This window comes from Thermoanaerobacter sp. RKWS2 (assembly GCF_026240795.1).
In the GTDB taxonomy this organism is placed as follows: domain Bacteria; phylum Bacillota; class Thermoanaerobacteria; order Thermoanaerobacterales; family Thermoanaerobacteraceae; genus Thermoanaerobacter; species Thermoanaerobacter ethanolicus.
In genome coordinates, this window is record NZ_CP110888.1 from 2468596 (window position 1) to 2495068 (window position 26473).

Annotated in this window: 25 protein-coding genes; 1 reads left to right on the forward strand and 24 read right to left on the reverse strand. The window is 36.4% G+C overall.

Annotation, left to right across the window (positions count from 1 at the left end; genetic code table 11):
- Positions 1-40: 40 nt before the first annotated feature.
- From OEI98_RS13050 to OEI98_RS13065, 4 genes are all read right to left on the reverse strand, one after another.
- Positions 41-1330: an extracellular solute-binding protein gene (locus tag OEI98_RS13050; RefSeq protein WP_019908054.1), complete on the reverse strand. Its 1290-nt coding sequence runs from the start codon at positions 1328-1330 to the stop codon at positions 41-43.
- A 115-nt stretch (positions 1331-1445) separates the two neighbouring features.
- On the reverse strand, positions 1446-1580 hold the full coding sequence (locus OEI98_RS13055) for a hypothetical protein (protein ID WP_266038316.1): 135 nt from the start codon (positions 1578-1580) through the stop codon (positions 1446-1448).
- Complete coding sequence (locus tag OEI98_RS13060) at positions 1552-2670, reverse strand: ROK family transcriptional regulator (RefSeq protein ID WP_266038318.1); 1119 nt, start codon at positions 2668-2670, stop codon at positions 1552-1554. Before OEI98_RS13060 ends, OEI98_RS13055 begins: the two co-directional genes overlap by 29 nt.
- 606 nt (positions 2671-3276) lie before the next feature.
- Entirely contained in the window at positions 3277-3828 is a 552-nt protein-coding gene (locus OEI98_RS13065) for a hypothetical protein (protein ID WP_266038320.1), read from the reverse strand.
- 426 nt (positions 3829-4254) lie between these two features.
- Here OEI98_RS13065 and OEI98_RS13070 point away from each other — a divergent pair, with 426 nt between their 5' ends.
- A complete protein-coding gene (locus tag OEI98_RS13070; RefSeq protein ID WP_019907156.1) occupies positions 4255-5688 on the forward strand; it encodes an ATP-binding protein in 1434 nt (477 codons plus the stop codon).
- Between the two features lie 86 nt (positions 5689-5774).
- Here the strand turns inward: OEI98_RS13070 and OEI98_RS13075 are convergent, their stop codons facing one another.
- The 20 genes from OEI98_RS13075 to OEI98_RS13170 form a co-directional block, all read right to left on the reverse strand.
- Complete coding sequence (locus tag OEI98_RS13075; protein ID WP_266038324.1) at positions 5775-10841, reverse strand: PKD domain-containing protein; 5067 nt, start codon at positions 10839-10841, stop codon at positions 5775-5777.
- 67 nt (positions 10842-10908) lie between these two features.
- Positions 10909-11934 carry a stalk domain-containing protein gene (locus OEI98_RS13080; RefSeq protein WP_266038326.1) on the reverse strand — a complete coding sequence of 342 codons (1026 nt, stop codon included), beginning with the start codon at positions 11932-11934 and terminating at the stop codon, positions 10909-10911.
- Positions 11935-11961: 27 nt separating this feature from the next.
- Positions 11962-12543 carry a type II toxin-antitoxin system MqsA family antitoxin gene (locus tag OEI98_RS13085; RefSeq protein ID WP_266038328.1) on the reverse strand — a complete coding sequence of 194 codons (582 nt, stop codon included), beginning with the start codon at positions 12541-12543 and terminating at the stop codon, positions 11962-11964.
- Positions 12544-12556: 13 nt separating this feature from the next.
- Positions 12557-12910: a type II toxin-antitoxin system MqsR family toxin gene (locus OEI98_RS13090; protein WP_266038330.1), complete on the reverse strand. Its 354-nt coding sequence runs from the start codon at positions 12908-12910 to the stop codon at positions 12557-12559.
- 453 nt (positions 12911-13363) lie between these two features.
- Positions 13364-13645 carry a hypothetical protein gene (locus OEI98_RS13095; RefSeq protein ID WP_266038332.1) on the reverse strand — a complete coding sequence of 94 codons (282 nt, stop codon included), beginning with the start codon at positions 13643-13645 and terminating at the stop codon, positions 13364-13366.
- Positions 13627-14460, reverse strand: a complete 834-nt coding sequence (locus OEI98_RS13100; protein WP_266038333.1) for a hypothetical protein — start codon at positions 14458-14460, stop codon at positions 13627-13629. Before OEI98_RS13100 ends, OEI98_RS13095 begins: the two co-directional genes overlap by 19 nt.
- 16 nt (positions 14461-14476) lie before the next feature.
- Positions 14477-15394, reverse strand: a complete 918-nt coding sequence (locus OEI98_RS13105) for a M23 family metallopeptidase (RefSeq protein ID WP_266040712.1) — start codon at positions 15392-15394, stop codon at positions 14477-14479.
- A complete protein-coding gene (locus tag OEI98_RS13110; RefSeq protein ID WP_266038334.1) occupies positions 15394-17175 on the reverse strand; it encodes a VirB4 family type IV secretion system protein in 1782 nt (593 codons plus the stop codon). Before OEI98_RS13110 ends, OEI98_RS13105 begins: the two co-directional genes overlap by 1 nt.
- A 15-nt stretch (positions 17176-17190) precedes the next feature.
- The gene (locus tag OEI98_RS13115; RefSeq protein WP_266038335.1) at positions 17191-17817 is read right to left on the reverse strand and encodes a hypothetical protein; all 627 of its coding nucleotides are present in this window, start codon (positions 17815-17817) and stop codon (positions 17191-17193) included.
- Complete coding sequence (locus tag OEI98_RS13120) at positions 17814-18113, reverse strand: PrgI family mobile element protein (protein WP_266038336.1); 300 nt, start codon at positions 18111-18113, stop codon at positions 17814-17816. The genes OEI98_RS13115 and OEI98_RS13120 overlap by 4 nt, the downstream gene beginning before the upstream one ends.
- Positions 18114-18119: 6 nt before the next feature.
- Positions 18120-18986, reverse strand: a complete 867-nt coding sequence (locus OEI98_RS13125; protein ID WP_266038338.1) for a conjugal transfer protein TrbL family protein — start codon at positions 18984-18986, stop codon at positions 18120-18122.
- A 45-nt stretch (positions 18987-19031) separates the two neighbouring features.
- Entirely contained in the window at positions 19032-19274 is a 243-nt protein-coding gene (locus OEI98_RS13130; RefSeq protein WP_019907144.1) for a hypothetical protein, read from the reverse strand.
- 12 nt (positions 19275-19286) lie between these two features.
- Positions 19287-21116, reverse strand: a complete 1830-nt coding sequence (locus OEI98_RS13135; RefSeq protein WP_266038342.1) for a VirD4-like conjugal transfer protein, CD1115 family — start codon at positions 21114-21116, stop codon at positions 19287-19289.
- Entirely contained in the window at positions 21106-22299 is a 1194-nt protein-coding gene (mobP3, locus tag OEI98_RS13140) for a MobP3 family relaxase (protein ID WP_266038344.1), read from the reverse strand. The genes OEI98_RS13135 and mobP3 overlap by 11 nt, the downstream gene beginning before the upstream one ends.
- Entirely contained in the window at positions 22296-22664 is a 369-nt protein-coding gene (locus OEI98_RS13145) for a hypothetical protein (protein ID WP_416237352.1), read from the reverse strand. Before OEI98_RS13145 ends, mobP3 begins: the two co-directional genes overlap by 4 nt.
- Positions 22665-22743: 79 nt before the next feature.
- Positions 22744-23592: a radical SAM protein gene (locus OEI98_RS13150; protein ID WP_266038348.1), complete on the reverse strand. Its 849-nt coding sequence runs from the start codon at positions 23590-23592 to the stop codon at positions 22744-22746.
- 7 nt (positions 23593-23599) lie between these two features.
- Complete coding sequence (tcmP, locus tag OEI98_RS13155) at positions 23600-24706, reverse strand: three-Cys-motif partner protein TcmP (protein ID WP_266038351.1); 1107 nt, start codon at positions 24704-24706, stop codon at positions 23600-23602.
- Positions 24707-25069: 363 nt separating this feature from the next.
- Positions 25070-25606 (reverse strand): hypothetical protein, encoded by a 537-nt coding sequence (locus tag OEI98_RS13160; protein WP_266038353.1) that lies wholly within the window; start codon positions 25604-25606, stop codon positions 25070-25072.
- A 23-nt stretch (positions 25607-25629) separates the two neighbouring features.
- Positions 25630-25917, reverse strand: a complete 288-nt coding sequence (locus OEI98_RS13165) for a hypothetical protein (RefSeq protein WP_266038355.1) — start codon at positions 25915-25917, stop codon at positions 25630-25632.
- A gap of 384 nt (positions 25918-26301) precedes the next feature.
- On the reverse strand, positions 26302-26454 hold the full coding sequence (locus tag OEI98_RS13170) for a hypothetical protein (RefSeq protein WP_243700718.1): 153 nt from the start codon (positions 26452-26454) through the stop codon (positions 26302-26304).
- Between the last annotated feature and the right edge of the window lie 19 nt (positions 26455-26473).

The window sequence follows — 26473 nt, forward strand, 5'->3', positions numbered from 1 at the left end:
GATTAAGAGTACACTCCTAATCCTTCTTACAAAACTAATTTTAATTATTTTGCAAAAATTCATCTATTTGTTTTGCAGCTTCATCCAATGCCTGTTGAGGTGTTGCTTTACCTCTAAATACTTTTTCAAAAGCTTGATTTAAAGTCTCATCTATCTTACCCCAATTTGGACTTGGTGTTCTTGGCCATGCAGTTTTTAATTGTTGAACATAAAGACTAATAATCGGATCACCGCTGACATCTGATGAATTAGCTACATCCATATTTGTCGGTATAAGCCCTGCTTGTTGCGCTAACAATTTTTGAGGTGTTTCAGAAAACATATATTGCATAAAAATCCATGCCTCTTTAGGATGTTTAGTAGTTTTAAATAAAACAAGGTCTTCACCGCCTACAACTGATATGCTTCCTCCAGGTCCTTGCGGAAATAAAGCAGGTACTGTAGATTGCTTTGCAGCATCTCCTTGTATGCTGTAAAACCATGGACCATCGTCAATCATGAGATAATTATTACCTTTCATACCACCCCATGTATCTGGCTGTCCTCCCAAAATACATGGTCCAATTAATTTTTCATTATACAAATCTATTAATTTCTGCAATGCTGCTACACTTTCTGGACTGTTTAAATATCCAGTTGCTTTAGTATACTTATCATCTGTAACTTTACCTCCTAATGAGAGGAAATAGGGAGCAATTCCCCAAGGTCCTGTTCCACTGATTGCTATACCCCATCTATCTTTTCCCTTTATTTTTTCCGCAGCTGCAACAAGTTCATCAAAAGTCTTTGGCGGTTCTGTTAATCCTGCTTGTTGTAATAACGTTTTATTATATATTGCTATCTTAGTATTTGTATCTTGAGGAATTCCATAATAATGACCATTGAAATAGTTAGTTTCCATAGGTCCTTTAAATGCTTTTTCTTTTATAGCATCAAAACCCTCAAGGTTATCCACCGGTTGTAGTGCACCCAATTTCGCAAATTCTGGTACCCAAATTATATCCATCCTCATTACATCTGGAGTTGCATTACCTGCAACTGCTGATATTACTTGTTGTTTTAATCCATCATAAGGCATGCGCGTAGCTTTTACTTTAATATTGGGATATTTCTGCTCAAAATCAGGGATAATTTGCTCATTTAGAATCTTATCTTCCGTATCACTGAAAGTATGCCAAAATTCAATTGTAACAGGTTCTACTTTCTGGGTATCGTTTACAGAACTATTGTCAGTTGTCTTTTTTGTGCCACTATTTGAACTACATCCCGCCATTACAAATGTCAAAGCCAAAATAGCTGCTACTAAAACACTTATCACCTTTTTACTCATTCTAAATTTCCCCCTTTTATTAATCAAATTTATAAGTCAAATATTTATTTAATTTGTTCCCTTTACCCCTCCCTTCAACTTTTTTCAGTGAATGAAGTATTAAAAATAAACTCACTTAAAATACTGTTAATGCATTATCTTGCCCTTCATACAAAGGTATTTCAAAAAGTTTGCTAATCGCTAATGTTGAAGCACCAATCACCCATCCTTCATCTCCAAGTTCAGATACTTTTATCTGTACTTTTTTCATGCATTTTGAAAAAATTATTTTTTACAATATCATTTATAACAGGTAAAATAATATCTTTAGCAATCATTCCTTCTCCTGCAAGAATTATTGTTGATGGATTTAATAGATTTATCACGCTTAATAAACCATACCCCAAATATTTTGCAGACAACCTTAATACATCAATCGCAAGCATATCTCCTTCTTTTGCATATTCATAGACTTTTTCAATAGATAAATCTTCTGTTAAATCTATTTTACTTTCACTATACATTTTTATATTATCTCTAATATAATCTACTATGAAATCTTCTGAAGCATATGCTTCCAAGCAACCCCTTTGTCCGCATTCACATTTTCTGCCTTCAGCAACCAACACCATATGTCCTATTTCTCCAGCACCGCCAAAATCACCAGTATACAATTTTTTATTAATTACTATTCCTGAACCAATACCAGAACCATAAGTTACCACTATAAAATTATTTAATTCTCTTCCATGTCCATACCACAATTCAGCTAATGTATAGGCATTCACGTCATTATCAATGTATACAGGAACGTTAAATTTATTTTCTAAAATATTACCAATTTCAACATTGCTCCAATTTAACATACCAGAATATATAAGTTTTCCTTTTTGTTGATCAACTAAACCAGAAACTGCGACTCCTATACCCATCAAATTTTTGTTATAAGGAATCTTTGTAATTAATTTTTCTATGTTTTCAACCACCATGTTTAATACCGTATTACTATTTGTCCCTTTTTTAAATGGTACAACTCTCTTTTCAATAATCTCACTTTTAAGATTTGTCAAAGCAAATATCAAGTTATTCTCCTCAATTTTAATGCCTATAATATATCCGTAATTATAATTAAATTCCAAAAGAATAGGTTTTCTTCCACCTGTAGAATCAGCCTCTCCTACTTCATGAACGAGATTTTGGTTTTCTAATTCTTCAACAATGTTTGTAACAGTAGATAATCCTAAATTAAGATTTTTTGAAATATCAGTACGGCTAATAGGTCCGTTCATTCTTATTTCATTTATTACTAAAGAGCGATTAATATCTTTTATAAGTTCCTTGTTTCCTATCCTTAGTTTCATTTGCCATCACCTGTATATATAATAACATACTTTTTTCACTGAATCAAGTATTTTTAATTAAAAAAATATCCACACATTACTTTGATAGGATATAAAAAACAATAGTTTTTATGGAAGAAATTGGTAGCGGCGAATCGCTCCCAACTTTGAACGTACTTTTATCCTATCACTATCATCAAGAATTTTTTTCTGTTTTTATAGAAATCTTTAAAAATTTACTTTTGTAATCAAAGTTAATATTGAAGAGCACACAAGAAGCAATAAATACTATTAATGCAGTTATAATACTTAAAAAAACGGTCAATATCTTTGTTTCCCCCTTTTTAATTTCTAAAAGATGTAATATAAAGATGTGATATAATAATGAATGAAGGGGCACTTCAAGTGTTATAGATATGTGAGATGTGGGAATAGGTAGATGTGAGCTATCTATTCTTTTTTAGTTTATTTCTATTCTAAGAGCCCCAAATTTCTATTTTAATTGTTTATAGATCTCGAAAAATTTTTCTTCACAATCAATTATAGCACGCATATTATAACATTTCTATACAAAATTTCTTAAAGTTTTCTCTTAAATGCAGTGGCAGTTTTGCTACTGCATTGCTGTTATACTGTTACTTCAATAAAATCGAATCCGTATTGATACGACAAAATTGCTAAAGCTTCACTTAGTCCATACTCATCAGCAGCATAATAGCTTTCAAGATTATCTAAAATACAGCTGTGGTTATTTTCTCTGCATAATTTAACATGAGGATAAGTACCATTGTGATGAGGCTGATATAATACCACCAAATCTCCTTTTTCTGCTAATCTCATCAGCTCATCCTTATCATATTTGTCTTTCTCTTCCAATATTTTTCTGGCTGTTTCTCTAAATTCTTCAGCTTTTTCTCTTAAGACTTTATAATCAAAGTCAACAGCAACGTAAGTATTGCATCCAGCAAGTATTTCATTAGTGTAGTCATCCCATCTTATATACTCATACTTTTTAGCAACAGCTTCTACAAGCTTTTTAGAGACTTTTAAGTCTTTAATTCTAACTTCAATTGACTTATCTAGAAGGTATGTTTTAGCTCTGACGCTTACCTGCTTTGATGTTATGCCGTGCTTCTTTAGATTTTTTCTTATTTCTTCAGCAATTTCTCTAGCAGTCATTTTTTAAATTCCCTCCCCTAAAATTTTTTACTCGCTCGTATTTGACAGCCTAACGCTCTACCCTGCTCTCTTACGCCATGTGCTTACACCTCCTCAATTTTTTTGTTTGCTTCTTGTTTGCCCCCGGCAGTTAAAACAAAACAGCCTGCGAGCCGAAGGTCAAGGGGGCGGGGAGGGATACCGGACCGAGCGCTAGCGAGGGAGGATATGCTCACCGACCCGACAGGGCTTGCCCCTTGACCGTAAGGCGAGCAGGCGTATAATCTTTTGTGCGGGGGCAAACAAAAAAAGAACGTCTTTTCAACTAATATCACTAAATTTAAAATGCGGTTTAAAAAATTATCTATAAAATATAAAGTATATTTTATATTTTTTGTATAAAAACATAAAGTATGTGTTATAATATTATAAGTGGGAGGTGAAAAAATGTCTATTACAAGCTCAGAGAATATATTAAGGATTTTATACTCTTATAACCCATGGTGGAGGGAAGGATATTTCCCTCAAGATCTGTCTAAACCCGTAAAGAGAGTAGTCTATCATCAAGCATTCGAATTACTAATGCATCCAGCCATTAGAAGATATGTTATACTTTCAGGCGCACGCCGTGTTGGTAAAACCACAATTTTATATCAAATGATAGAAACCCTTTTAAAAAATCAAGTGCACCCAAAAAAAATATTATATGTATCTTTTGATCATCCTTTATTTAAATTAAGTTCCTTCGACCAAATTATTAACCTTTATGAAACAGCCATAAATCAAGAAAAGGAAGCTTATATATTTCTAGATGAAATTCAATATGCAAGTGATTGGGACAGATGGTTAAAAGTCTATTATGACACCAAACCAAACTGGAGAATTATTGCCACAGGTTCAGCTTCTCCTGCACTTATTGAAGGTACAAAAGAAAGTGGTGTTGGTCGGTGGACTGTTATTTCTGTACCTACTCTTTCTTTTTATGAATTTTGTGAAATACTTGGAGTCCCAGAAAGACCAAATAACTTACCCGATTTAGATTTAAACGAAATTTCAAATTTAAATGAGTCTCAATTAAGTGAGCTTATATTTTTACTTATGCCCTTGCAAAAGTATTTTAATAAGTATTTAACAATAGGGGGATTCCCCGAATTTGTATTCTCAGAAGATCAGTTTTTAGTGCAAAGAATATTAAGAGAAGATGTGGTTGACAAAGTTATTAAAAGAGATATACCTTCTTTATTTAATGTAAGAAACTTAGCGGTATTAGAAAAGGTATTTTTATACTTATGCTTCAATTCTGCAAGTGTTATAAATATTTCAACGATAAGTAAAGAAATTGGAGATGTTTCAACGGTAACGGTAGAAAACTATATTCATCTTCTAGAAAATGCGAATTTAATTTACAAAAGTTTACCCATAGAATTAGGTGGGAAAAAAGTTTTAAAAGCAAAACCAAAAATTTACGTCTCTGATCCTGCTTTGAGAAATGCAGTTTTGATGATAGACAATATACTCTTAGACAGTAAGGAACTTGGAATAACGGTTGAGACAGCAATTTTTAAACATATCTATAATTTTTACTTGCAAACAAATGCTAGAATAGGTTATTTTAGAAAATCTTCTGATAATCAAAAAGAAATTGATGTAGTTGTTGAATTCCCACATAGTAAATCCTTAATTGAAGTGAAATTCAGAGAAGATACAACACTTTCTGAAAATGAAGCTATCGTTGAGATGAGTCAAAAGGAAAAAAATATTGCTTCAGCAGTATTAGTAACAAAAAGACCAGAAGATTATGGAAAAGTTAAGATTTCTACAAAGGTACCAATAATAAAAATTCCTGCTTATGCATTTATGTATTTATTTGGGAGACGATAACTTATTCATTTAATTGAAAATTGGAGTATGAATGAAATAAAAAATATGCCCTGTATAGAGTAACTGCTCTATACAGGGCCTTCATATCAAAATTTAGGACCAATAATTTGTGATTTTGAGTTATCGTATATTGAACCTTTCACTCTAACGGTAATAGTATCTGTAGCTGTTTTTACTCCTCCGCCTGCCAGCTGCTTATAAGCCGTAAACACTATCTTGTAAGTACCGTCAGGCATATTTTTAGGAATAATTACCACAACATCTCTTCCTTCATCTTTGGTGTGTTTAGTATGCCATGTCATCACATCCTGCGGTGGAGTGGTTAAAGGTATATCGGGTACTAGGGTAGTTACATTAGATGAAGCAAATTCATTTTTCGGGTACCACATTTTTGCTTCTACACGGTAGGCCTTTCCTTCAGTTCGGGCATATAGAATCATCGCTTCTCCTGCTTTGTATGTGGTCTTGTTTGAACTTCCAATAACAATAAGCTTTCCTTGAACTTGTACTGTAACTGTGTAAGGATCTGACCACATTGGTGTGAGGTTTGGATTCCTGCCTGTTGGGTCATCCAATACTCTCAGCTGTATCTTGTATGTTCCATCATCTCCAAGTCCCATTTCCTCAAAAGTAGGCTTCCATTGATTTATTGTTACCCATGTCCCGTCAGGTTTCTGTACTTTCCATTCTCTTGCTACAATTAGATCACCGTCAGGGTCATAGCTCTGGTCTGTGATCGTAAAGTGCTCATCAGCTACTACTGGATTCGGACTAATTGTAAATCTGGCCACAGGCTTATTGTTTTCGGGTATTATGGTCACGGCTTGAGTATAGGGCTCTGACCAGAGTGGTGTTCCAACCCGAGGATTATCTCTAACCTTAAGCTCTATTGTATATGTTCCAATTCCTAATGAAGGTATATTGTTAGGTACAGTGCTGCCGTAGTTTATCCATGTTCCATCGGGTTTCTGCACTCTCCACTGCCGTTCCGCAATAGGATCTCCATTTGGGTCATAGCTTTGATCAGTTATTGTTATTGTCTTATTCACAACTTGGACAATTGGATTCACAGTAAACTGTGCAACAGGCGGTAAATTTATATTCTGCGTCGTTATTGTCTGTACTTTTGGCTCACTCCATGCTCCTTCTAAATCCTGTACCCTAAGGTACACTAGATAAGTTTTTCCTACAGGGAATGTCCCTGACATTTTACCATCATGCCATGTGGTTTCATTCACTTCTTTCCACTTCCACTCCCATGCCTGTATACCTTTATTAGGCAGTGACATATGATCTAGGTCGTAGCTTTGGTCTGTAATTGAGACAATGTAGTTTGAGCCGCTTGGGGTCATAGTCACAGCAAACTGCGCAATAGGTCTTCTGTGAACGTAAATATACATCGTGCTTAAAGGCTTATAGCTCCACAGCCTGTAGTTGTCAAATCTATCATCATCCTTTGGATTATCTCTTGCCTGATACTCCACTTCATATTTCCCAACCTTATCAAAGACAGTTACAGGCACATCTAGATATTTTCCATTAAAGCTTGCAAGTCCTAAGCTGTTTTCAAAGTAATTCGGGTCATGCAGGTACATCCATCTTTCTTGATATTTTGGATCATTTTCTGGGTCATTGTAGTAGGTTTTTATCTCAATTGGTTCGCCTAAAATGACATATTTTTCAATTATTCTCTGCTGGTTTTCTAAGTCTTTTGCAATATACTCTGCAATAACAGTCAGTTGATTGCTTATGCTGTCATCAATAACTTTAAATCCTCCATTTGCAGCTAAGCTTATAAGCCCATCTGCTTGTGATGCAGGAAATGTTGTCTGCCCTGCAATTACTAGTTTGGCTGATAACTGATTTACTGCATTTACGAACTTTGTTCTTATATTGCTGTCATTATAATCCAAGAAAGACACATCATTAAAAAGTAAAACATATTTACCAGCATTTAAATCTTTATAAACTACATTGAATAAGCTGTTTGCAAGATTATCTAATTTTGCCTCCGTAGGTCTTTCTATGCCTAATAAGGTAGTAATGCTTCTCTGCTGATTTGGTGCAACACTCTGGGAGTGCCACCACAAACTTATTGCCGTATCACTCGTCTGATATGTTTGTCCAACGTAATAACTGCTGCTGAAATGCGCTATGCCGTCATCGTAAGGGAAATAGGTGTAGTTGTTGCTGCTCCATGTTTCCATTCGCCAGTCTGTAGGAGGGGTAATTACTGGATTATCTTTCAATATTCCTACAGCTCTAACCTGATATACGTCATTGTAAATCTCAAATCCCTTATTTGTTACTTTTATTGGAGAACCATCATTACCTGCTATACAAGTATCATAGTATATCTTAAATCCTATGTTCTTTTGTACAGTAGTTTTATTAGTCGCAACAAAATTTATGAGTACATATTTATCGTCATAGATTGTGTATATTACCTTTATCTCTACTCCATTTATTGTACCGTAATTAACTACTATTTTGCCATTTTCTGTAGTAATTGATGAGGGTGTGTAATTATACAGGTTATATAAATTCCCATCAATTTTTACTACAAGTGCTGACGTAGTTGATACGTCTCCTCTATAAAGCAAGTACTGATTGTCATCAGAAGTAATGCCCGGAAAACCTTCCACAGTTGTAATCCCGAATCTCCCTGCAGTATCTACAGTAGCCTTAATTACATAGCTTGAAACGGTATATCTGCTGCCATCAAAACTCGTATTTCCTCCATAAGTTCCTGTCCCAAAGTCACTGTCTATCACTCTTGCATCAATGTTTTTGCTGTTTAAAAGGGGTATCAGCAAATTATTTATTCCATCCTCCAGCTGTTTTACCCTTGTATCATAATTGTTCAGTTTACCAACCCTTATAACCAACTCTGCTTTTTTCTTTTCATACATTTCAAAATCCACAACAGGCTGCAAGTTTATCACTTCACATATTTTATCCTTCATCGGCTTATTTGAAGTATCAGCAGTTTTGTAATCTGACGGTGATACAAACTCAGGTATGGTTTCTTCTCCAAAATCTTCTTTAACTGAAAGTTCAAATAAATACTTTCCTACATCTTTTGTATACAGTACTGGGTGAGTATTATTGCCACTGTCCAAAGTTATCCACTGCTCATCATCAAAACTTCCGTTGTTGTTGCTGTCATACTTATATTTCCATATTCTCTGCACAATTTTATCACCGTCTGGGGAATAAGAGGCATCTATAAGCTCTATTTTGGCCATATTGCCGTTTGAAGGGTTCCTCAAAGCAGTGGCCATCACAAAGAAATCTGCAACAGGAGGTAAATCTTCTACAACAGTTAATGTCCTTTCATACCAGTCAGAATAATTTCCTGCACTATTTTTTACCCTTACTCTTACTCTATAATCTCCCGCTTTCTTAAAAAGAACCGTTCTTGTCTTCATATCTGTAGAAGACACTATCTTTATATCATTCTGTGTCAAGCCACTGCTCACAGGTGTTATCTCCCACTCTGTTACATCCCATACCATTGGATACTTCGGCGATGTATAGCTGCCTGACGCATCTAACACTACTTTTCTGTTTTCCTTCAATGCACCCGTGTAGTCAAAAAATGCTTTAGGTACTGCAGGTTTTACTTCTATAGTCTTCTGTGCCGTATCTGTTAAGCCGTCATTGTCTGTCACTGTCAGCCTTATTGTGTACGTTCCTACCTTGTCAAAAGATACTGTACCGCTTTCGCCTGAAAGAGTACCTGTCACACCGCTTGAAGGAGAAATGCTCCAGCTGTAGTTAACAATAGTTCCATCAGGGTCATAGCTTCCAGAGCTTATATACACATCATCACCCTGAATTACTTCTGAAGGAGCATTTATCACTGCAACAGGAGGTGCAGGTTCTGGTGCAGGAGGTGGTGTTGGCTCTGGAGTAGGTACATCCTCATACTGTCCTATTACTTTAGTGGTTTCTGCCTCTGAAGTTTTATTTATGCTTGCATCCCATACTCTTACTTTTGCCCAAACCTTGTCGCCGGGCTTTGCATTAGTAATAAGCTTCGTATACTTTGCTTGAGAAAGAGAAGTCAAATTCTGCACAGCCACACCGTCTGAACCTAATAGATCTACTCCATTCACCTTAAGCCAAAATCTTGCTGAATAAGGACCTGTTCCGCTTGACACAGAAGATGTTGCGTCAATGGTCGCATTTACATCTCCCGTTGTTCCTGCTTTGAGAGATGGTGGGTCTAAAATAAGATTTATCTTTGCCTGTATGCTGCCGGGAGGAGGTGGTGGTGTAGGTGCAGCACTTACTGTGAAAGTATAGTCTTTTCTTGTAAACCTATCTACAGAATCTTTCACATACAAAGTTATAGTGTGTTGGCCTGCTGAAAATTTTCTTGTAATGGTATCGGTAAAGCTCGTAGTGTCATATAAAGTTTTTCCTGAAATTACTCTTTCACCATCTATATCTACTGTATATACAATTTTATCTCTAAGCCCTAAAGCTCCTTTTAAATCAACTTTTTGCGGTCCAGTATCAGGATTCCAAAAAGTAAAAAAGGAAGTCCCTGAAAGCATAATCCTTACATCTTCATTTTCTTTTGGATTTACAGGAGAAATAGATATATTACCAGAAGGTGGTCTTGTTGTTGAAACATATACTTCTCCTTTACCACCTTTTTCATCCAGTACTTTATATCCTACCACATGAGCGCCATTAAGCTCTGCAAGATAGCGTATATACACACGGTCTGAACCCGATATGCTTAATTTGATTTGATTTAGATACGTATTAACAAAAGTAGGGTTACCGCCAAGCACATTTATCCACTGAGGGACAGTGCTGTACTTTATGAAATTGTACTGCTCTGCGTTGCTTTTTGTGTAAATATGCTTTATTACTTTATCATATCCTGCAAGGGTACCGTCAACATATATGCTCCATTTACCGGAATAGAGCTTTTTGTCATTAGGCTTTTGCGGAATTGGGTTAGGGACTAAATTATATGATTTATCAGGATTTAGTGTCACGGGAGTATCAATAGCTAAATTTAAGTCTCCTACGTCATCAATTACTGCTGCATAGGCATTTTCCAGCTTAGGAATGTATATTAACCCTGCAAGAAATGTAATAAGAACAATTACAGAAGCAATTCTTTTGAACAAAAACCTCATCTCCTTTCGGTGATTTTTTAGAAAAAGAAAAGAAGCTTCAAACTAAGCTGAAGCCCCTTTATATACTTGGTGGTGTAGTGTATTTTGCTCTCCATATTGTTATTGTACCGTCATTTGAATATTCTACTGCATGGTCTAAATTTTCAGCAACAAATCTTAACGGAAGCATTGTGTATCCATTTTTCACATATACTTTTCTCGGCATTTTAACTACCTTGTCGTCTACTACTGCTGTATCAGAGCCTATTTTCAGCACAACAGTTTTGCCTTTATCTTTTATGGTTATCTGCTGTGTTTTAGCATTATAATCAACAACTGCTCCTAATTCTTCCATGACGCCTCTAAGCGGTATCATCGCAACACCATTGTCTGATATGACTTTTGTGGGCAGTTTTTTCTTGTATTCTTTAAGTTCATATCTTATTGTAATATCGTTCTTACCCACCCACACATCTACACCATCCCAATTATAGATACATTCTTCTGTATAGCCGTTCCACTTAGGATCAACCAAATATTTAGTATAAGCAGGGTCTTTTAAACCTTCCCATCTGCTATAAAGTGCTTGCAATATTATATCTTTGTAAGGTGTTTTTTGCCAATCTACACCGTTGATTGTAATCGCGCCAACTGTAAACTGTTTCCAAAGCTCTATTTTGAATGTGTCAGGATGGTTATATCTTACGATACCTATATAGTCGTTTGCTAAATATCCTTGACCATATTCCTCAACTTTTGTAGTTAAATCGTATAAGCATACGTTACTTAAACCTTTTTCAATATAGTCTTTCATATACTGTTCAAACGGCATACTGCTGTAATCAAAACTACCACCTATTACAATTAACCTATCTGTATTCTTAAGCTTATCACTGTAAGCTATTTCTTTTTCTTTTCCGGGCATAATGTAGTACCAACCTAATCTATCATGGCCTTTCTCATCAGGTGATACTGCCTTTATCCATCCTTTATCTATCCACTCTTGATAGGGAAGCTGTTCTTCTTGACCTCCAGTTTGCGCAAAAGCAGGAATGGATAAAAAGATTAATATGGCAGCAATTATCATAGAAATTATCTTTTTCATAGCAAAAACTCCTTTCTATTTAAATTTTTAAATAACTTTCCTTAAAATCTCTTCAATAAATTTATCGGTACTTTTTCCCTCTTTTTTAGCTTTATCTTCCAGCAGGTTGTAGAGTTCTTTAGAAATTTTTACAGCATTTTCTTCATCTCCTTTCATTTCTTCTAATCTACGCAGAAGCCTCATCTTTTCCCTAGGGGTTAAAGCTTTTTCATTTTTCTCAAGGAGCTTCTCCATATTTTTAGGATCTTTTAAAAGCATTATCATGTTACTTAAAGACTTTTCAGGCAAAGCTCCAGTTTCATACCTCGCAATAGAAGCCTCACCTATGCCCAAAAGCTTGGCAAAGGCTCTCTGGCTTAACCCATAACTTTCTCTGATGTTTTTTATTTCTTCAGGTGAGAGTATTCCGTGCTTTTTCCGATATATATCATAGACCCTCTGTATATTCTCTTCTTCTAACTCCTCATCAAACAGCTCCTCACCACAAACACTGCACACTCTTATCCTTGCAAAAGCTTTTATTTCGTCTCCTCTAACAGTTGATACTTCTTCTTTTTCAATTACTTCTGTTTCTTGTTCTTTACCACAGACTGGACAGAATTTCTTCACACTCTACACCTCCTCACTTATACGGATAAACTAACGGCTGTTCTGCTTTGTGAAAAGAAAGACATACTAAACACTCTTTTTCCCCTCTTTGTTCAATTTTAAGCTTTATGTAAAAGTCTGTTCCTTCAATATCATACCCAAATTCCCATATAAAACCCTCTCTATTAGCGCCTACATCCACACTAGGACCTCTATAATAATTTTTGTAGGTTAAATCCATAATAATCTCTTTAACATGCTTAATTGTTAGGCCAGCTTCTTTAATTGAATCCATATTTTTCTTTCGAGGAACAAAATCAAAAGCACCTGCTTTCATCAATTCTTTAGCATTATTGAGGAATTTTTTAATTTCCTCAATGTCAGTCATAGCATATACTCCTTTCACTTAGTATTTTATCACATTTTAAACAATTTTACAATCATTTGATAGTATTTTTTATAAAATTCTGTAACAATTAATGAAAACTACCTCATAGGAAGTATTTTTGTATTCAAGAAACTGCGCTCACGCTCACTAACAGCACCTCCTTCACAGACTTTTTCATTTTGATTGTTGTTTGCCCCCGGCAGTTAAAACAAAACGGCCTGCGAGCCGAAGGTCAAGGGGTCGGGGAGGGATACCGGACCGAGCGCAGCGAGGGAGGATATGCTCACCGACCCGACAGGGCTTGCCCCTTGACCGTAAGGCGAGCAGGCGTATAATCTTTTGTGCGGGGGCAAACAAAAAAAGCACGTCTGCTTTAAGAGGTGCTCTCTTAACCGGATTTTTGATTTGAGCAAAGCGAAAATGAAAAATCCGTTCCGATTATTAGGACAGCTCTTAAAACAATGAAATCCCAAAAAGAGATTTCTTTTTCTTTCTGCTTGGCAGTACTGGAGCAAGTAGCTTTAAAAAAATAAAATCATTTTCTCTAGCAAAAGGATTTGGACAGTAAGGCAAAGCTGTCCCTTTAATTCCTGCGTAAAAAGAAACTTCTTCAACATCACTCTGCGAAGCTAAAGGGAAAATAACACTAAATTCAGAATCAATCCTGTCAATAATCTCATGCCACCGCCATTTTGCAGCCGAAGCCACAATAAAAGCTATATCAGCTCTATACATTTCTTTTTTCTTGCTGAATCTAAAACTCCAAGGTCTCTAACAACATATTCATACTGCCCTGCTTTAATTTTTTTAAGAAGCATGTCATAATTCCAATTGCCATTATTTCTGCTTTCATCTACTGGGAAAATATCAATTCCATGAACCGTATAAGAACCCTCTACCTTTCCTTCTTTTGCTTTTAATACACTGCATAAAAAAGAAAAGACAGACCTCTGGCTGTCTTCTATAACTGCTGTAGAATGTCCTAAACGGGCAAGAAATGAAGCTATAGAGAAAGCTGTATGAGTACATCCTATGCCGTGGGCAGTAGCAGATACCGCTACAGCAACAATACCAGCAAGCCTTTCTTCTATAATAACCCTTTCCTTTGCCTGTATAGAAGCATTCAAAAACTGACCTGTATGCCATCTTGCAGCCTGAGCATATGTAGCAGGAGGCGAAAGCAAAATATTTCTAATTATCTCACTCCAATTAGACTCTTTTTCTTCTGCTGCTATGTCGTATATGCCTAAACCAACTATGGAAGATATTATTTCATCACCCGGTTTCCTCTCAGGTGCAATAACAATTATTCTGGTGCCAGGTCTTGCGATTCTAAAACTTTGAAGAGCAGAAATAATCTCCTTCCCTAAAAAAACATCAAGATCTACAATAAGTACCTCTGAAGAAACCCGAGAAGCAGAATAAAATATTTCTTTAACACTCTCAGAATCTAATTTACCAATATGTTCAAAAACTATATCTCCTGCATCAGCTAAAGCTTTTCTTATCTCCTCAGCCATCTGTTTTCCAGCAATAATCGAAACAAGCAAGCCTGAACCTCCTTTCTTACTTAAAAAGGTCAAGTGGATTTACAGCTCTTCCCCCAACTCTTACCTCAAAGTGAAGGTGAGGGCCTGTGCTCTTACCTGTGGAGCCTACATATCCAATTACATCACCAGCTCTTACAACCTGCCTCTGCTTTACTGCTATGGAAGATAAGTGAGCATATCTTGTCTCTAAATTGTTGTTATGCCATATAAAAACAACTAAGCCGTAGCCGTCATTCCATCCCGCATAGACTACTTCTCCATCTAAAGTAGCCACAACCGGTGTTCCTGCTGGTGCTCCTATATCTACACCTGAGTGAAATCTTTCTACTCCGTATACCGGGTCAATTCGAGGCCCAAAAGGAGAAGTAATTTTATACACACCCGGTACCGGCCACTTAAGATTTTTCTCAGCAGGTACCCACCCTTCAGGCACACCTGAAGCAGCATCTAACAAAAAAGAAAGGTCTGCGTTTTTGAGAAACTCAAGGAACTCTTTAACCTTGTCTTTTTCTTCTTCTGTAAAATCAAGCATATTTAAGACCTCATCTAAGCTTAAAAGCTTATATACCGGAAAGTGCAGTCCATTTTCTGTAACAACTTCTCCTATGTTTTGCACAAACATTGAAGCAAGCTTATACGCATCCTCAGGGGTAGCTTTGGAAAAATCCTGCTTGAACCTTACAGCGTCTATTGCAACAAGCTCTCTCCAATCAGGACCCATGTTAAACTCTTTTTTCACCTTTTCTGCTGCATTGATGTAGAATTTGGCCTGCTTTGCAGTAATAAGTGGAACCTTCTCAAAAGCAGTAATGGGGCCTGCAAAAATTACAGCAATCACTAAAACAGGAACAACAACAAAAAGAAGAGCAAACTTAAAAATGCTCTCCAAATCATCCGGCAGAAGAGCCAGAAGCACTTTTCCCAAAACATTCATCAACTTCCGCCTCCAGTTAAATACTGCATTTCATAAGGTGCTGCTTCAATCTTTATGTGAATTCTCTGTGTACCTGCAACAAAAAGGCCTTCTCCTCTTTTTGCATTTGCGAGAAGGTCATGCTCTGCTTCAGAAAGGTTCATAAGGGCCGTTATTGCTTCTAAGTCTTTTTCTCCCTGTGCTAAAAGGAGCTTGTAAGTGGGGTTATCTAAAAGAGCTTGGCCGTATCTCTGAACCTCTGGCGCTAAAAAATCTATAACGTTCTGACTTATAACAATAAGACTTCCATTATATTTTCTTATTCTCTTTGATGTGTCTCTCAAAAATGCAATTGCCTGAGGCGTTTGAGGATCTACAAGCATCCATGCTTCATCCACAACCAAAACAGTTCTCTCTCTTCTATCCCTTTCAAGTATGTTCCATGCAAAAGAGAGCACATTAAAATATTGCGCTCTTTTAACTTGGTCTTCAGCATTCTGCAAATCATGAACATCAAAAACAATAAAATCGGAGTCAGCCTCCACAGCAGTTGGGCCTGCCCATAAATATGAGTCTGCTCCTTCTGCTGCTCTTTTTAAAAGAACTGAAAGCCTTCCATAAGTTTCAGGATTTTCTTCCGCCTTTTTAACGAGGTATTTATACAGCTCCCTTACAGTAGGCCACTTCTCATTAGGAACATCTCTTGGATCTGTATCCCATGTAATTCCTGCTTCTTTATACACTTCTACTAATGCATCCTCCAGAGCTGCCTTTTCTGTGTCTGTTAAGTCTTTAAGATATAAGCTAAAGAAAGTTCTTAAAGTCTGTATGTGTAAAGCTAAAGGGCTTTGTAATCTACTATTTTCTTCCTCTTCTTCCTCAACAGGCCTCAATCTCACCTGCAGTGGATTTATCTTTCCTTCTCCACCCGTGCAGTTAATCCAGACTCCTCCGAGCCTATGACACATATCTTTGTACTCTCGCTCGGGGTCTATAATTATGATTCTGCTTCCCTGCATGTACTCCCTTAAGAGTAGCATTTTAGCAGTAAAACTTTTTCCTGCGCCGGGCTTTGCAAGAATAGTCCAGTTAGAGTTTGTCCTATCGCCTCCTCTTTTCCATATATCAACCAGTACTAATCCACCGTCTCTGTCTTTTCCCAAAACAACACCAGTTCCATCGTTTATGCCTGAAGCAGTGAAGGGGAAGGAGGCAGCAACAGTTTCAGCAGGCATATTCCTTGCTCCTGCTTCTTTAACCTCGTCAGGCAGTGTGCAGAAGGGCGCTACTGCTTTTAATCCTTCTTCTTGGCGGAATATAAGGACTCTTCCTCTCATACCTGAAGCTGCTAGAGCTGCTTCAACCTGTCTTGTTCTTCTGTCAAGCTCCTGCTGAGTAGGGGCAAGGACCATAAGGACAACTGTAACGTAAAACACCTGCTGCTGCTCTTGGTCTATTTTCCTCATAAGCTCTTCTGCATCTTTCAAAGCCTGTTCTGTTCTCTGCATTGTGAGGGCATTGCCTCCCATTTCAAGCCTTCCTGCATATTCACCAATTGCTTTATTCAAGCTCATTATTAAATTTGTAGGGTCAGTTGGCTCAACATGAACTGAACATACAACTCCCGGCATTCCTGCGATTCTTGAAAGCCATGCTGCGTTAACTTTGGGAGGATAGCCTGCAATGACTAGGATTCTTGCAAGCTGGTCATTAAACACAATCTGCCTTGCATTAAATTCAAGGGCTTGAGGCAAAATCATATCTATTAAGCCTGTGAGTACATTTACTTCTTTTTTCTTCAAATTTCTTCACCTCACTTAAGAATACATAGGTGGTAAGTATGGTCCATTAAAAGCTGGTGCTCTTTCAAATGCCGCCTGTGATGGGTGGCTGAAGCTGAAAAGAAGGTCTATTATGTCTTGGTCTGCTGCTAATTCTATCTTTAACCCTGATTTTTCAAGATTATTAGCAAGCTCGTGAGCTTTTGCTTTAAGCTCTTCTTTTTCTTTACCTGAGAACATAATAAAAAAGCGCCTTTCTATTGCCTCACCGCTTGTGACAATAGAAGCGACATATTTTAGATACTCCTGAAGAAGCCTCTTTTTAATTATGCTCGTCTCTTCTTTTGATTTTGTCTGAAGATAGCTGATGTAAGAGTCAAGGTCTACTGGCCTGCCTATAGAAAATATTTGCATGGACTCTTTAAAACCGTTTAAAGCTTCATAAACTGTCTGTATTATTCTCTTCTTTTCATTTTCACTTTTTAAGCTGATATTCAAAGGCATAACCTTTAAAATACATATATATCTTCCGTCTTTGAGTAAAATCATATCTTCTGCAACATCTTTTACAGGAAGCCATTCCTGAACAGCCTTTCTTTTCTGCTCTTCTATTTTTACCTTATCTTTTTTTACAGCTTTTTCTTTTTTAAAAATTCCAATCAATCTCTGCAACCTCCTTGCACATAAAGGTATCTCTTCTGCTTCTTACTCCATTTGAGGTAGTATTTAATTAAACTTGACACACTGTTCCCGTCAGGACCGGGAATAACCAGAAAGTAAGCAAGGCCGGTAAAGATAAACACTGCTAGGTACCTAGCAGGGGAGTGAGTAAAGATAGATAAAATCAAATAAACAATCAAGCCTAACAAAAGGCCTAAGAGCACAAAAAAGAGCTCTTTCCATCCGAAGCCTGGAAAAAATTCAAATCGTGCAGAAATATTTTTAGGAACTTGATACAACCCACATCATCCTCTCAAAATCATTCTCCTCATTATATACATGCTTCCTGCTGTCTGTCCTGCATGGCCTATGGCAGACCCAAGTCCTGAATGATATGCAAACTGTCTTAAAACAGCAGGAGTTTTAAATGCAACCCAGAGCCAGCCTATGAGCATTAAAAGATTTAGTACAGGCTGAGTAAACTGCATGTTAACTCCTGTTGAGAGAAAGCCCCTAATCATGAAAGTCTGCACAGCTTGAGATAAAGACAAAACAATAAGCTCTCTCCACCACACAGACCACACACCTTCATCGGGGCGTGTCAGCCCTACCGCCATGATTGGAGCTGACACTGCAAGAAAAGCAACTTCTACAGCTCTTATACCTGTCTGAATGAGAATTAAAATCCATATGACCACCGCTGTAAGAGCTATGAAAATAACAGCAGAAGAAAAAGAAGAAAGCTGCTGCAGAATTGTAGTAATTCCTGCAGTAGGATTGCCTGTTTGCGTAGAGGGCAAAGACGCTACAGCCTTTGCAAGCTCTGTACCCCATTCATACACCGTCGTCACTGCCCATGGACCTGCCGAAATCATTAAAGCAGCAAAGGCAGTTCTTTTAAGAAGCTCCAGAGGCTGTGCTGATGAATCTCCTGAGCTGTATAGAATGTATGTTTTTAATGCCTCAGCAGCTACCTTTACTCCTAAAAGAGTACCTGCTACTACTTTTGTAAGGTAGATTGCATTAGTTACATAAGGTGTATTTAAAATCTTCAAAGCCAGTGCCATCTCATCTCCTAAAAATGAAACAAAAAGGCTCAGGAGACTATCCAGTATATTCGTGAAAAAATTATTTACAGCATTCATAATCATGTTCTCTATTGCAGTAAACAAGAAAAACACCTCCAGAAAGGGCCGGTATAATCCGACCCTTTAAAATTACTTGAAGTAGGATAAAAATACTTTAACAATTGAAGCTGCGCTCATCCCTATTGCGCCGCCTATTAAGATGTTTCTTATAGACCTGTTGTGCGCTGCAGTAACAGCAGGGTCGCCGTCTCCCATCTGCTTCATCAAAGCATGATACCCTATAGCTGCTCCGGAAGCAGCAGGTATAATGTAAAGAATCCACGTTAAGACATCATTTAAAAGATTAACAGCACCAGAGACAAAAGTTGGCATAAAATCTCCTCCTCATCTTAATTTTGATAATAAATTCTCATTAGTTCTCTCTATACTTTTTTCTTTTACACTTTCACTCTCGATGTCAGGTATCCATACAGGAGCAGGCACCACCTCCCTTACAGCTTCTTCTAAAGCAGCAGGAATTAAATCTTTTGCTGCAGGCCATTTAGAAAGGTCGGGTAGGGGAAGCCATGCAGGATTCTGCCTTGCCTGAAGTATAAGTGCTCTATCCTGCGGCCACCTCAAAACTTCATCAGGAATTAATAAAGGCCTTCCTGTGAGGCCCTCTGATGTGCTGTGACTGTAATCTGTATGTTTAACTTGTGAAGAATAACTTTCAGTCCTTATTGTGTACTGTCCTGTTTTTAAGCTTATTATCTTCGCTGTTTCCGGGTCTGTTGTGAGGATGTATATCCAGACAGCACAGTTTCCTGTGATTGTCTGAGCAAGCTCTTTATACTTTGCTTTAATCTGTGATATATCCTGAACAGCCAGTAAAAACCTCATGTTTCTTCCTGCTGCTACAGTGATTTTTTTATCAAAGTCAGGTATTGGAGGAAGGTTCCCAAACTCGTCTAGAATAAAATTAACTCTTTGAAGAAGTCTTCCTCTGTTTTTATTTGCAAGGTCAACTAAAGCTTGATAGGCTTGCGAAATATAAAGTGTTGCTAATACGTTTCGTGTGCTTCGTTCATCAGGAATGACTATAAATACTGCTGCTTTTTCTTTTCCTACAGCATCTAAATCGTGGTCCTTTTTTGATGTAAGATAAACAACTGCAGGGTCGCTCCAGAGCCTTAACTGTGCTGCAGTGCCTGTGAATATAGAGCTTCTTAATCTATCTTCTGAAAGAGCTGCAACTCCGTAGGCTGAAGCAGCAGGATGTGTATAGGGTAACGACTTAAAATACCTATCTAATAATTCTCCTCCATTTGCGCCTAAGCGGTGGAGCATCTCATAAGCACTGCCTAAATGCCTTGCCTCCTTTGGCGCAGAAGAAGCAACAGCTAAAATTAAAGCAGCTGTTAAGCTTTCCTGTGACTGAGGCCATATGGGGTCTACCCCTATTTGTGGCTGTTGATTTGTTATTATGTTCGCTATGTCCCATGCACTTTGACTTGCACCAGAATAATCACCGGCTTCAAGATAAGATGCCACTTCTAAAACAGGATTCCACTGGTTTCCTCGATATGGATTTCTTAAGTCAATTAGAATAACTTTATATCCAAGCTTTTTTAGGTATTCTGATGTATAGCTGTACAGTTCTCCTTTGGGGTCAGATACAATCATACTTTCTCCTGTTTTTGCAATAGCCCATATCGTTGGTAGTATTATTCTTCTTGATTTGCCGCTTCTTGTTGAGCCTATAACTAAGCAGTGAGTATCTCCTGTGTCAAGCCATGCTTTTGAAGTAGAAGGATTAAACCCTACAACAAAGCCCCCTTTCGGGGGGTTGTTGTTCAAATTCCACACTGTAAAAGTTTTTGATATTTCTTTTTCTGTTCTCCACCTTGCGGTTCCATATTCTCCTCTTCCTGCTGCTTCAGGAAGACCCAGCTCATCAGTTTTTCTTTTTCTCCTTCCATAGATAGGAAAAAGTACAGAAATTAAAGCTGCAAAAACAGCAGGCTGTAACCACAGCCATGAGGTCTTCACATCTTCTTTTTTGAGCAGTAAAGATATTCCCGATAAAGGTTTCTCTTTTATATATGCCTCCCATTTAGGAAGGCCTTCTTTAAAGCCGTAATCTTTAGCGTAAATCGGGAAAAGCAGCAAAAAAGGTGCAAATAAAAAATCAAGCATGAGAATTAGAACTGCTATTATAACTCTAAATCTCACGGCTTTCACCTCTTTCTGCCATTTTTCTTTTTTTCTCCATTTCTCTTTGAGCTGCAATACTTGCCTCTGCTTCTGCTCTTAATCTTTCTCTTTCTAGAGCTCTCCATGCTGAGCGCCATACTGAGTTTGTGAGCCTTGCTGTATCTACCGCTTTTTCTTCCTGCAGCACCGCTGCGCCTTTTAATACAATTTGAGCTACTCTTTTCTGTATGTCTTCATATGCTTTTTCTGCTACTTTTTCTAAAGCTTCAGGATTTGATGTGTAGTGGCTGGCCAGCTCTTTAGCAAGGTCCTTATATCTTTCAACAGATTGAGAGAATCCAGGCTGCTTTAAAAGCCAGTCTGTAATTTCCTTTGCTTTTTCTTTTACTTCTTCAGGCATGTAAGCAAAAGCAATGCGTCCTTTTTGAGGCATAATTTTTGACAGCTCTTTGAGTTTTTCTAAAAGCTCTTCTCTTACATGAGGTTCAAGTGTAGGAGGAAGTCCTGCTTTTCCTCCACTCAATGCTCTTACTTTCACCCTCGCACTTTCAACTTTTCTTAAGACATCTACAACATCACTTCTTGCTGTATCTCTTATTAAGTCCCTTACTGCTGATTTTTCTGCTGTAAGTGCCAGCCTTTCTTTTGCGTATATTTCACGAATAAATATTTTTCTTATGTCTTTTCTTTCGCCATGTGAGAGCACTCCTCTAGTGCGCTTGGGTTCTTTCTCCCATAGTATTACATGCACATGAGGATGACCTTTTGTCTGATGAAAAGCAGCTGCCCATCTTAGGTTTGATTCTGGAATACCCATTTTTGCTGCAGCTTCAGGAAGTGTCGCTCTTAATACTTTTTCCCATGACTCTCTTGTTGTGTAGCCCAATCTTACAGCATCATCTTCTTTCAAAGATAAAACCATTCTCCAGACAATGCCATTGTGGTTTTTAAGCTCCTTTTGAACTTCTCCCAAGTCAGGCATTTCCTCCTCAGCAGTGAAAAGTCCGTGGCTTCCAGGCCTTTCGTGCATGTACTTTGTGTGCCACTCAGGAGTGTCTGGCTCCAATTCATCTTCTATGCTGAGCTCTCCTCTGTCTGCTCCCGGCCTTGTTGCAATGTACTGAACGTGGGCACTGTTCCTTGCTTGGTTTTTAGCTGTTGGAGGATAAAAAGCTATCTTCATTACAAAAGGAGAGCTCATTCATTATCATCTCTTTCTTTGAGATAAGCGGCTGCTTTAACCCTTGCTTCATTGTAAATTTCAACAGCATTGTGTTTGCCTAAATCTGCTATAGTTTGCACATTCATGTACATTGCTGTGGCTGCTGCAACAGCTGCTTTAGCCATGAGCTTGGCCAGCCGGTCCTCTGTCGGTCTTAGTACATCCCGCATGGCTTTGCGAACGGCTTCGGTGACTTTATCAATCCCATCATTTGCAGCTTCATTAGTAATTGATTCTATAAGCATTTTTCTTGCAACAGCCGAGATAGCCTCATCTCTTCTAGAAGCTAAATTAACTAAAGCATTATAAATATCTTCTGGAAGCCAGACGTATATTTTTTTCAGAATTATCCCTCCCTTAAAATTTTGTAAAAAAAGAAACGGGCGGTAATCCCGTTTCATAGAAAACCTTAATAACTGAGTTTTATTTTATAGCTACTTTTTTATTAGTGTAAAATAATTTTTGTGTGTCTTTTTTATAACCTTCAAGTATATAAGGAGCATCTTCTGTAATAGTACCCTCTTTTATATGATACTCTATATTGTGTTGTTCACAGAATTTTATTACTACATCACTGCAGTAATTATAAAACTCTTTATACCACAAATATTCACTAACTTTTTTATTGTAGTTAAGTCTGCCAAACACGATTTTATCAACAAACGATATTTCATTTAAAATATCTCTTAAGTCTTGATTAACAATATTTGGAGTTGGATAAGGCTCAATACTTACCCAAGTTTTAAGTCCTGCATTGTGAAGTTTTTTTAGGCTTTCTATTCTATCTCTATAATTTGAGGAATATGGTTCATAAATCCTTTTAAAATTTTCATCCAACGAAACCAGGGTAATTCCATATTCATTATCAGTATCATAATTTGTTTTGTCTAGTAACTCGTCAGGATATAAACCCTTAGTCAATGTGGTCACCTTTATCCCATTTTTATTTAATTTCTTTATTATCTCTAAAGATAATTTAACAACTTCTGGATACCCCATCATAAACGGATCTGTCATAAAACTTAGGTGTACAAAGTGAATTTTATCTTTTAATTTTGGTATCTCTTTATCCAAAAGTTCTAAGGCATTAGAAACTATCTTAGGTTTAATCCATTCTTCATAAGACTTTACTCTTCCAAATCGTTTGGATAACATAAATGCATAGCAAGGAAAATTACAGCCATGTGAACATCCAACAACATGATTTATTGTATAATCACCATATTCGACCCCAGATTTATAGAGTAAACTTTTCCTAATAACTTTATCCATTTTGTTTTCACTCCTTAAAAACAATAATATCATTCTCTTTAATACCTTTCCTTTCATGACCTTGTGAAGTATATTGTGGTCTACGAATTATTTGAATTTTACCATCCTCTTCTAATTTCGATAATGCTTTTCTTACAAAGGTCTCGGCATATCCATTTTTTATACATTCAATAACTAGGGTTAAAAAACTTACTTCCCTATTTTTATATTTTCTAAATAAAAAACTACTTATTTCATCTATTTTAAATTCTTCCATGTCTAAGAGCGACCGCTGATTTTGCTTAGGCCCTCTATACTCTAAATTTCCATTGTTATACTTTGCAAAAGAAGAACTCATTATTCTAAGTCCTAATTGATGATTAGTTCCATGAATTAAATAGTAATATGTCCTATCTTTATCAGGAAAACTTATTCTATATTCTTTGACATGTGAAAATATTTCTTCTAGTTTTTTAACAAATAAACCCACAGCAGCTTTTTCACGTTCACGCCCTTTTAAATTTTTTATTTTTTCCCACTCATCTGTTCCGTATAGATTATTTATTGTTTGTCTTACTTTTTCTATAGAAATTCCTCTATTCAATGCATTAAACATAAAGTTTACTATTATTTCTGACCTTCTATCATTGCATGTTGCTTTAAAAAACTTATAATCTAAAGAATATCCAAAAGGATCTATTAGGTAAAAAGTGGGAGTACGTGGATAACTCTGTAAAACTTTTTCTGTACCTTCTTTATAGTTATCATTAATTAATTCTATCGGTATTTTTATATCTTTGAATTTGATGAATTCAATTATTTTTTGAAGGTTTTCCAAATTTTCTTTATCTGTATCTATAACAAAAATTCTAATCTTACGATTTAATTTTTCTATATTTTCTTTTGCCATAATCGCTGCTAAAATAGGAGAGCCAAAATAAATATCCTGATTTTCGTCAATATATGCTCCACACCCCCCAAAGCAATCAATATAATTGATATTATGATGTTTTCCAACTATCTTCACATATTTATCAAAATAGTCAGCAAAAACTCTATGTTTAACTTTGGTATGGTCTTTAATTTCCCAAAAATAGAATGGATATCCTTTGATATATACTTTTTTATTTGCCATAAGCCTACTCCTCATCCACTTTTAGTTACATATTTAAATTCGACATTTTCTCTTAATTTCCTCCTTTCTTTTGAAACTTTTAGATGAAAATATTTCTTTGTCTAACATTTGTCTCCTAACAAGTACCTCAAAAAGATATAGAATTTAAAATATTTTGTATATGTTTAAGGTGTTTAATACATCCTCAATTTTTAAAAAGCTCCTTGAAAAGTACCTCTTATAAATTTAGTTCCGTCGGGCACTGCCCGACGTGTGTGCAGCGCAAAGCGCACCTTCTCTTATCCTGCATTATAAAAACAAAGCATAAAAGCTCAGCAGGTTTTGAAAAATAGAAAAGCACCCTTGCATAATGCAAAGGTGGTTTTAAACAGCATCTTTCTCAATATAATGTTTTATTTTTGAGATTTCACGTATAAGTTCTATACGAAAATCTATTAAGCTATCTTCTAATTTTTGGCACTTTAAATCTTCTCTAATTATATCAAGCATAAAGTTTAATATCCGAACTTTATCTTCTTTTTTTGTCTCATCTTTTAAAACTTGATTAGTAAACTCAAGAGCATATTGAAAGTCGTAAGAATTGTGTATAACCTCCTTTTCTAAAAGCTTGAGGACGTTGTAATAAATTCTTCCCTGCAGAAAAGGTTCATAGTGCATTAGTGAAATTATCTCGTTACATGCTCTCATATACCTTTTTTCGTCAAGAGCTTTCTTTATTTTAACAAGGTACGGAACATATGAAAAGTGAACTATATTTTTCTCATACTTTTTAGAAGGCCTTAATTTTTTTAACTCCTTATAAAAATCCTGCAAAGCCTTTCTTGCCTCCAAATTCTTCTCTTCTCCTTCATCATTCCACCAGCTGTCAAAGGGATTCAAAATAGAATAAAGCTTCTCCATTTTTACACCTCCAGTAAGTTTACCTAAAGGGACAAAATATCTTCTAGGCTTTCAAGGAGAACTTTTTCATCATTAGAGGTTTCACTCTCAGCAACCGGTTCAGGTTCTGAGGACTGTAGTGGTTTTTGTACTTGTATCCCTGTCTGTTCCAATTTCTCTAATATGGCTTCAATTTTTTCTATTTTAACTCCAAAGTCTCTGTAAAAGCGCAGGGCATTTTTTATGTATTGACTTTTGTCTCCTTTTAATGATTCAAGAAGATCCTCAATATCCTTATCTTCTTTATTTGTGCGGAAACTGTAGACTTTCAATTTGCTTCACTCCCATTTATGTTTACACCTTCAAAAGCAGTTAGAAGAGTAGGGGAGAGGAGGTAAATTGTGAATTTGTATTACAGCTCTGATTTTCAACTGCTTAAAAATGTAATACAAAATTGAAAATAAGCCTTTGTAAAAGCAGTTGTTTAAAGGATTTGGTGATGTAAACATATGTTTAATCAGAAGTGTAATACAAAGTATAAAAATAAAGCCTTTTAGGTTAGATAGTATAAGGCTTAGAAGGTGTAAACACTATTTTAAAGTAGTTGTAATACAAATTCATAAAAAACAATCTCTAAGCGTCCATTTCTTCTGGGTTTAACTCTGTAAACATGTCTTCATCTGCTTTGCCAGTGTGAGTAGATGTAACTTTTTCAATTATGCTTTCTTTCGGCAGTTTTTTCTAAGAAGCTCTAGAGAAATTTCTTTTTCAGGCTCCAGTGTGACAATATAGTTTTTATCCTTCTGCTCTATGAACATGTGGCCGGTCAGTTTCAATTCATCCCATATTTCATAAACTTTTTCCTTCATGCCTTTTTTTAGGAAGAGT

Excerpts from the sequence above, each read along its gene's own strand:
- OEI98_RS13065 (WP_266038320.1), bottom strand. The coding sequence starts at position 3,828 with ATGACTGCTAGAGAAATTGCTGAAGAAATAAGAAAAAATCTAAAGAAG.
- OEI98_RS13130 (WP_019907144.1), bottom strand. The coding sequence starts at position 19,274 with ATGCCAACTTTTGTCTCTGGTGCTGTTAATCTTTTAAATGATGTCTTA.
- OEI98_RS13170 (WP_243700718.1), bottom strand. The coding sequence starts at position 26,454 with ATGAAGGAAAAAGTTTATGAAATATGGGATGAATTGAAACTGACCGGC.
- tcmP (WP_266038351.1), bottom strand. The coding sequence starts at position 24,706 with ATGGCAAATAAAAAAGTATATATCAAAGGATATCCATTCTATTTTTGG.
- OEI98_RS13090 (WP_266038330.1), bottom strand. The coding sequence starts at position 12,910 with ATGACTGACATTGAGGAAATTAAAAAATTCCTCAATAATGCTAAAGAA.
- OEI98_RS13060 (WP_266038318.1), bottom strand. The coding sequence starts at position 2,670 with ATGAAACTAAGGATAGGAAACAAGGAACTTATAAAAGATATTAATCGC.
- OEI98_RS13105 (WP_266040712.1), bottom strand. The coding sequence starts at position 15,394 with ATGAATGTTTTGGGAAAAGTGCTTCTGGCTCTTCTGCCGGATGATTTG.
- OEI98_RS13055 (WP_266038316.1), bottom strand. The coding sequence starts at position 1,580 with ATGAAAAAAGTACAGATAAAAGTATCTGAACTTGGAGATGAAGGATGG.
- OEI98_RS13095 (WP_266038332.1), bottom strand. The coding sequence starts at position 13,645 with ATGTATAGAGCTGATATAGCTTTTATTGTGGCTTCGGCTGCAAAATGG.
- OEI98_RS13160 (WP_266038353.1), bottom strand. The coding sequence starts at position 25,606 with ATGGAGAAGCTTTATTCTATTTTGAATCCCTTTGACAGCTGGTGGAAT.
- OEI98_RS13070 (WP_019907156.1), top strand. The coding sequence starts at position 4,255 with ATGTCTATTACAAGCTCAGAGAATATATTAAGGATTTTATACTCTTAT.
- OEI98_RS13150 (WP_266038348.1), bottom strand. The coding sequence starts at position 23,592 with ATGGATAAAGTTATTAGGAAAAGTTTACTCTATAAATCTGGGGTCGAA.
- mobP3 (WP_266038344.1), bottom strand. The coding sequence starts at position 22,299 with ATGAGCTCTCCTTTTGTAATGAAGATAGCTTTTTATCCTCCAACAGCT.
- OEI98_RS13050 (WP_019908054.1), bottom strand. The coding sequence starts at position 1,330 with ATGAGTAAAAAGGTGATAAGTGTTTTAGTAGCAGCTATTTTGGCTTTG.
- OEI98_RS13080 (WP_266038326.1), bottom strand. The coding sequence starts at position 11,934 with ATGAAAAAGATAATTTCTATGATAATTGCTGCCATATTAATCTTTTTA.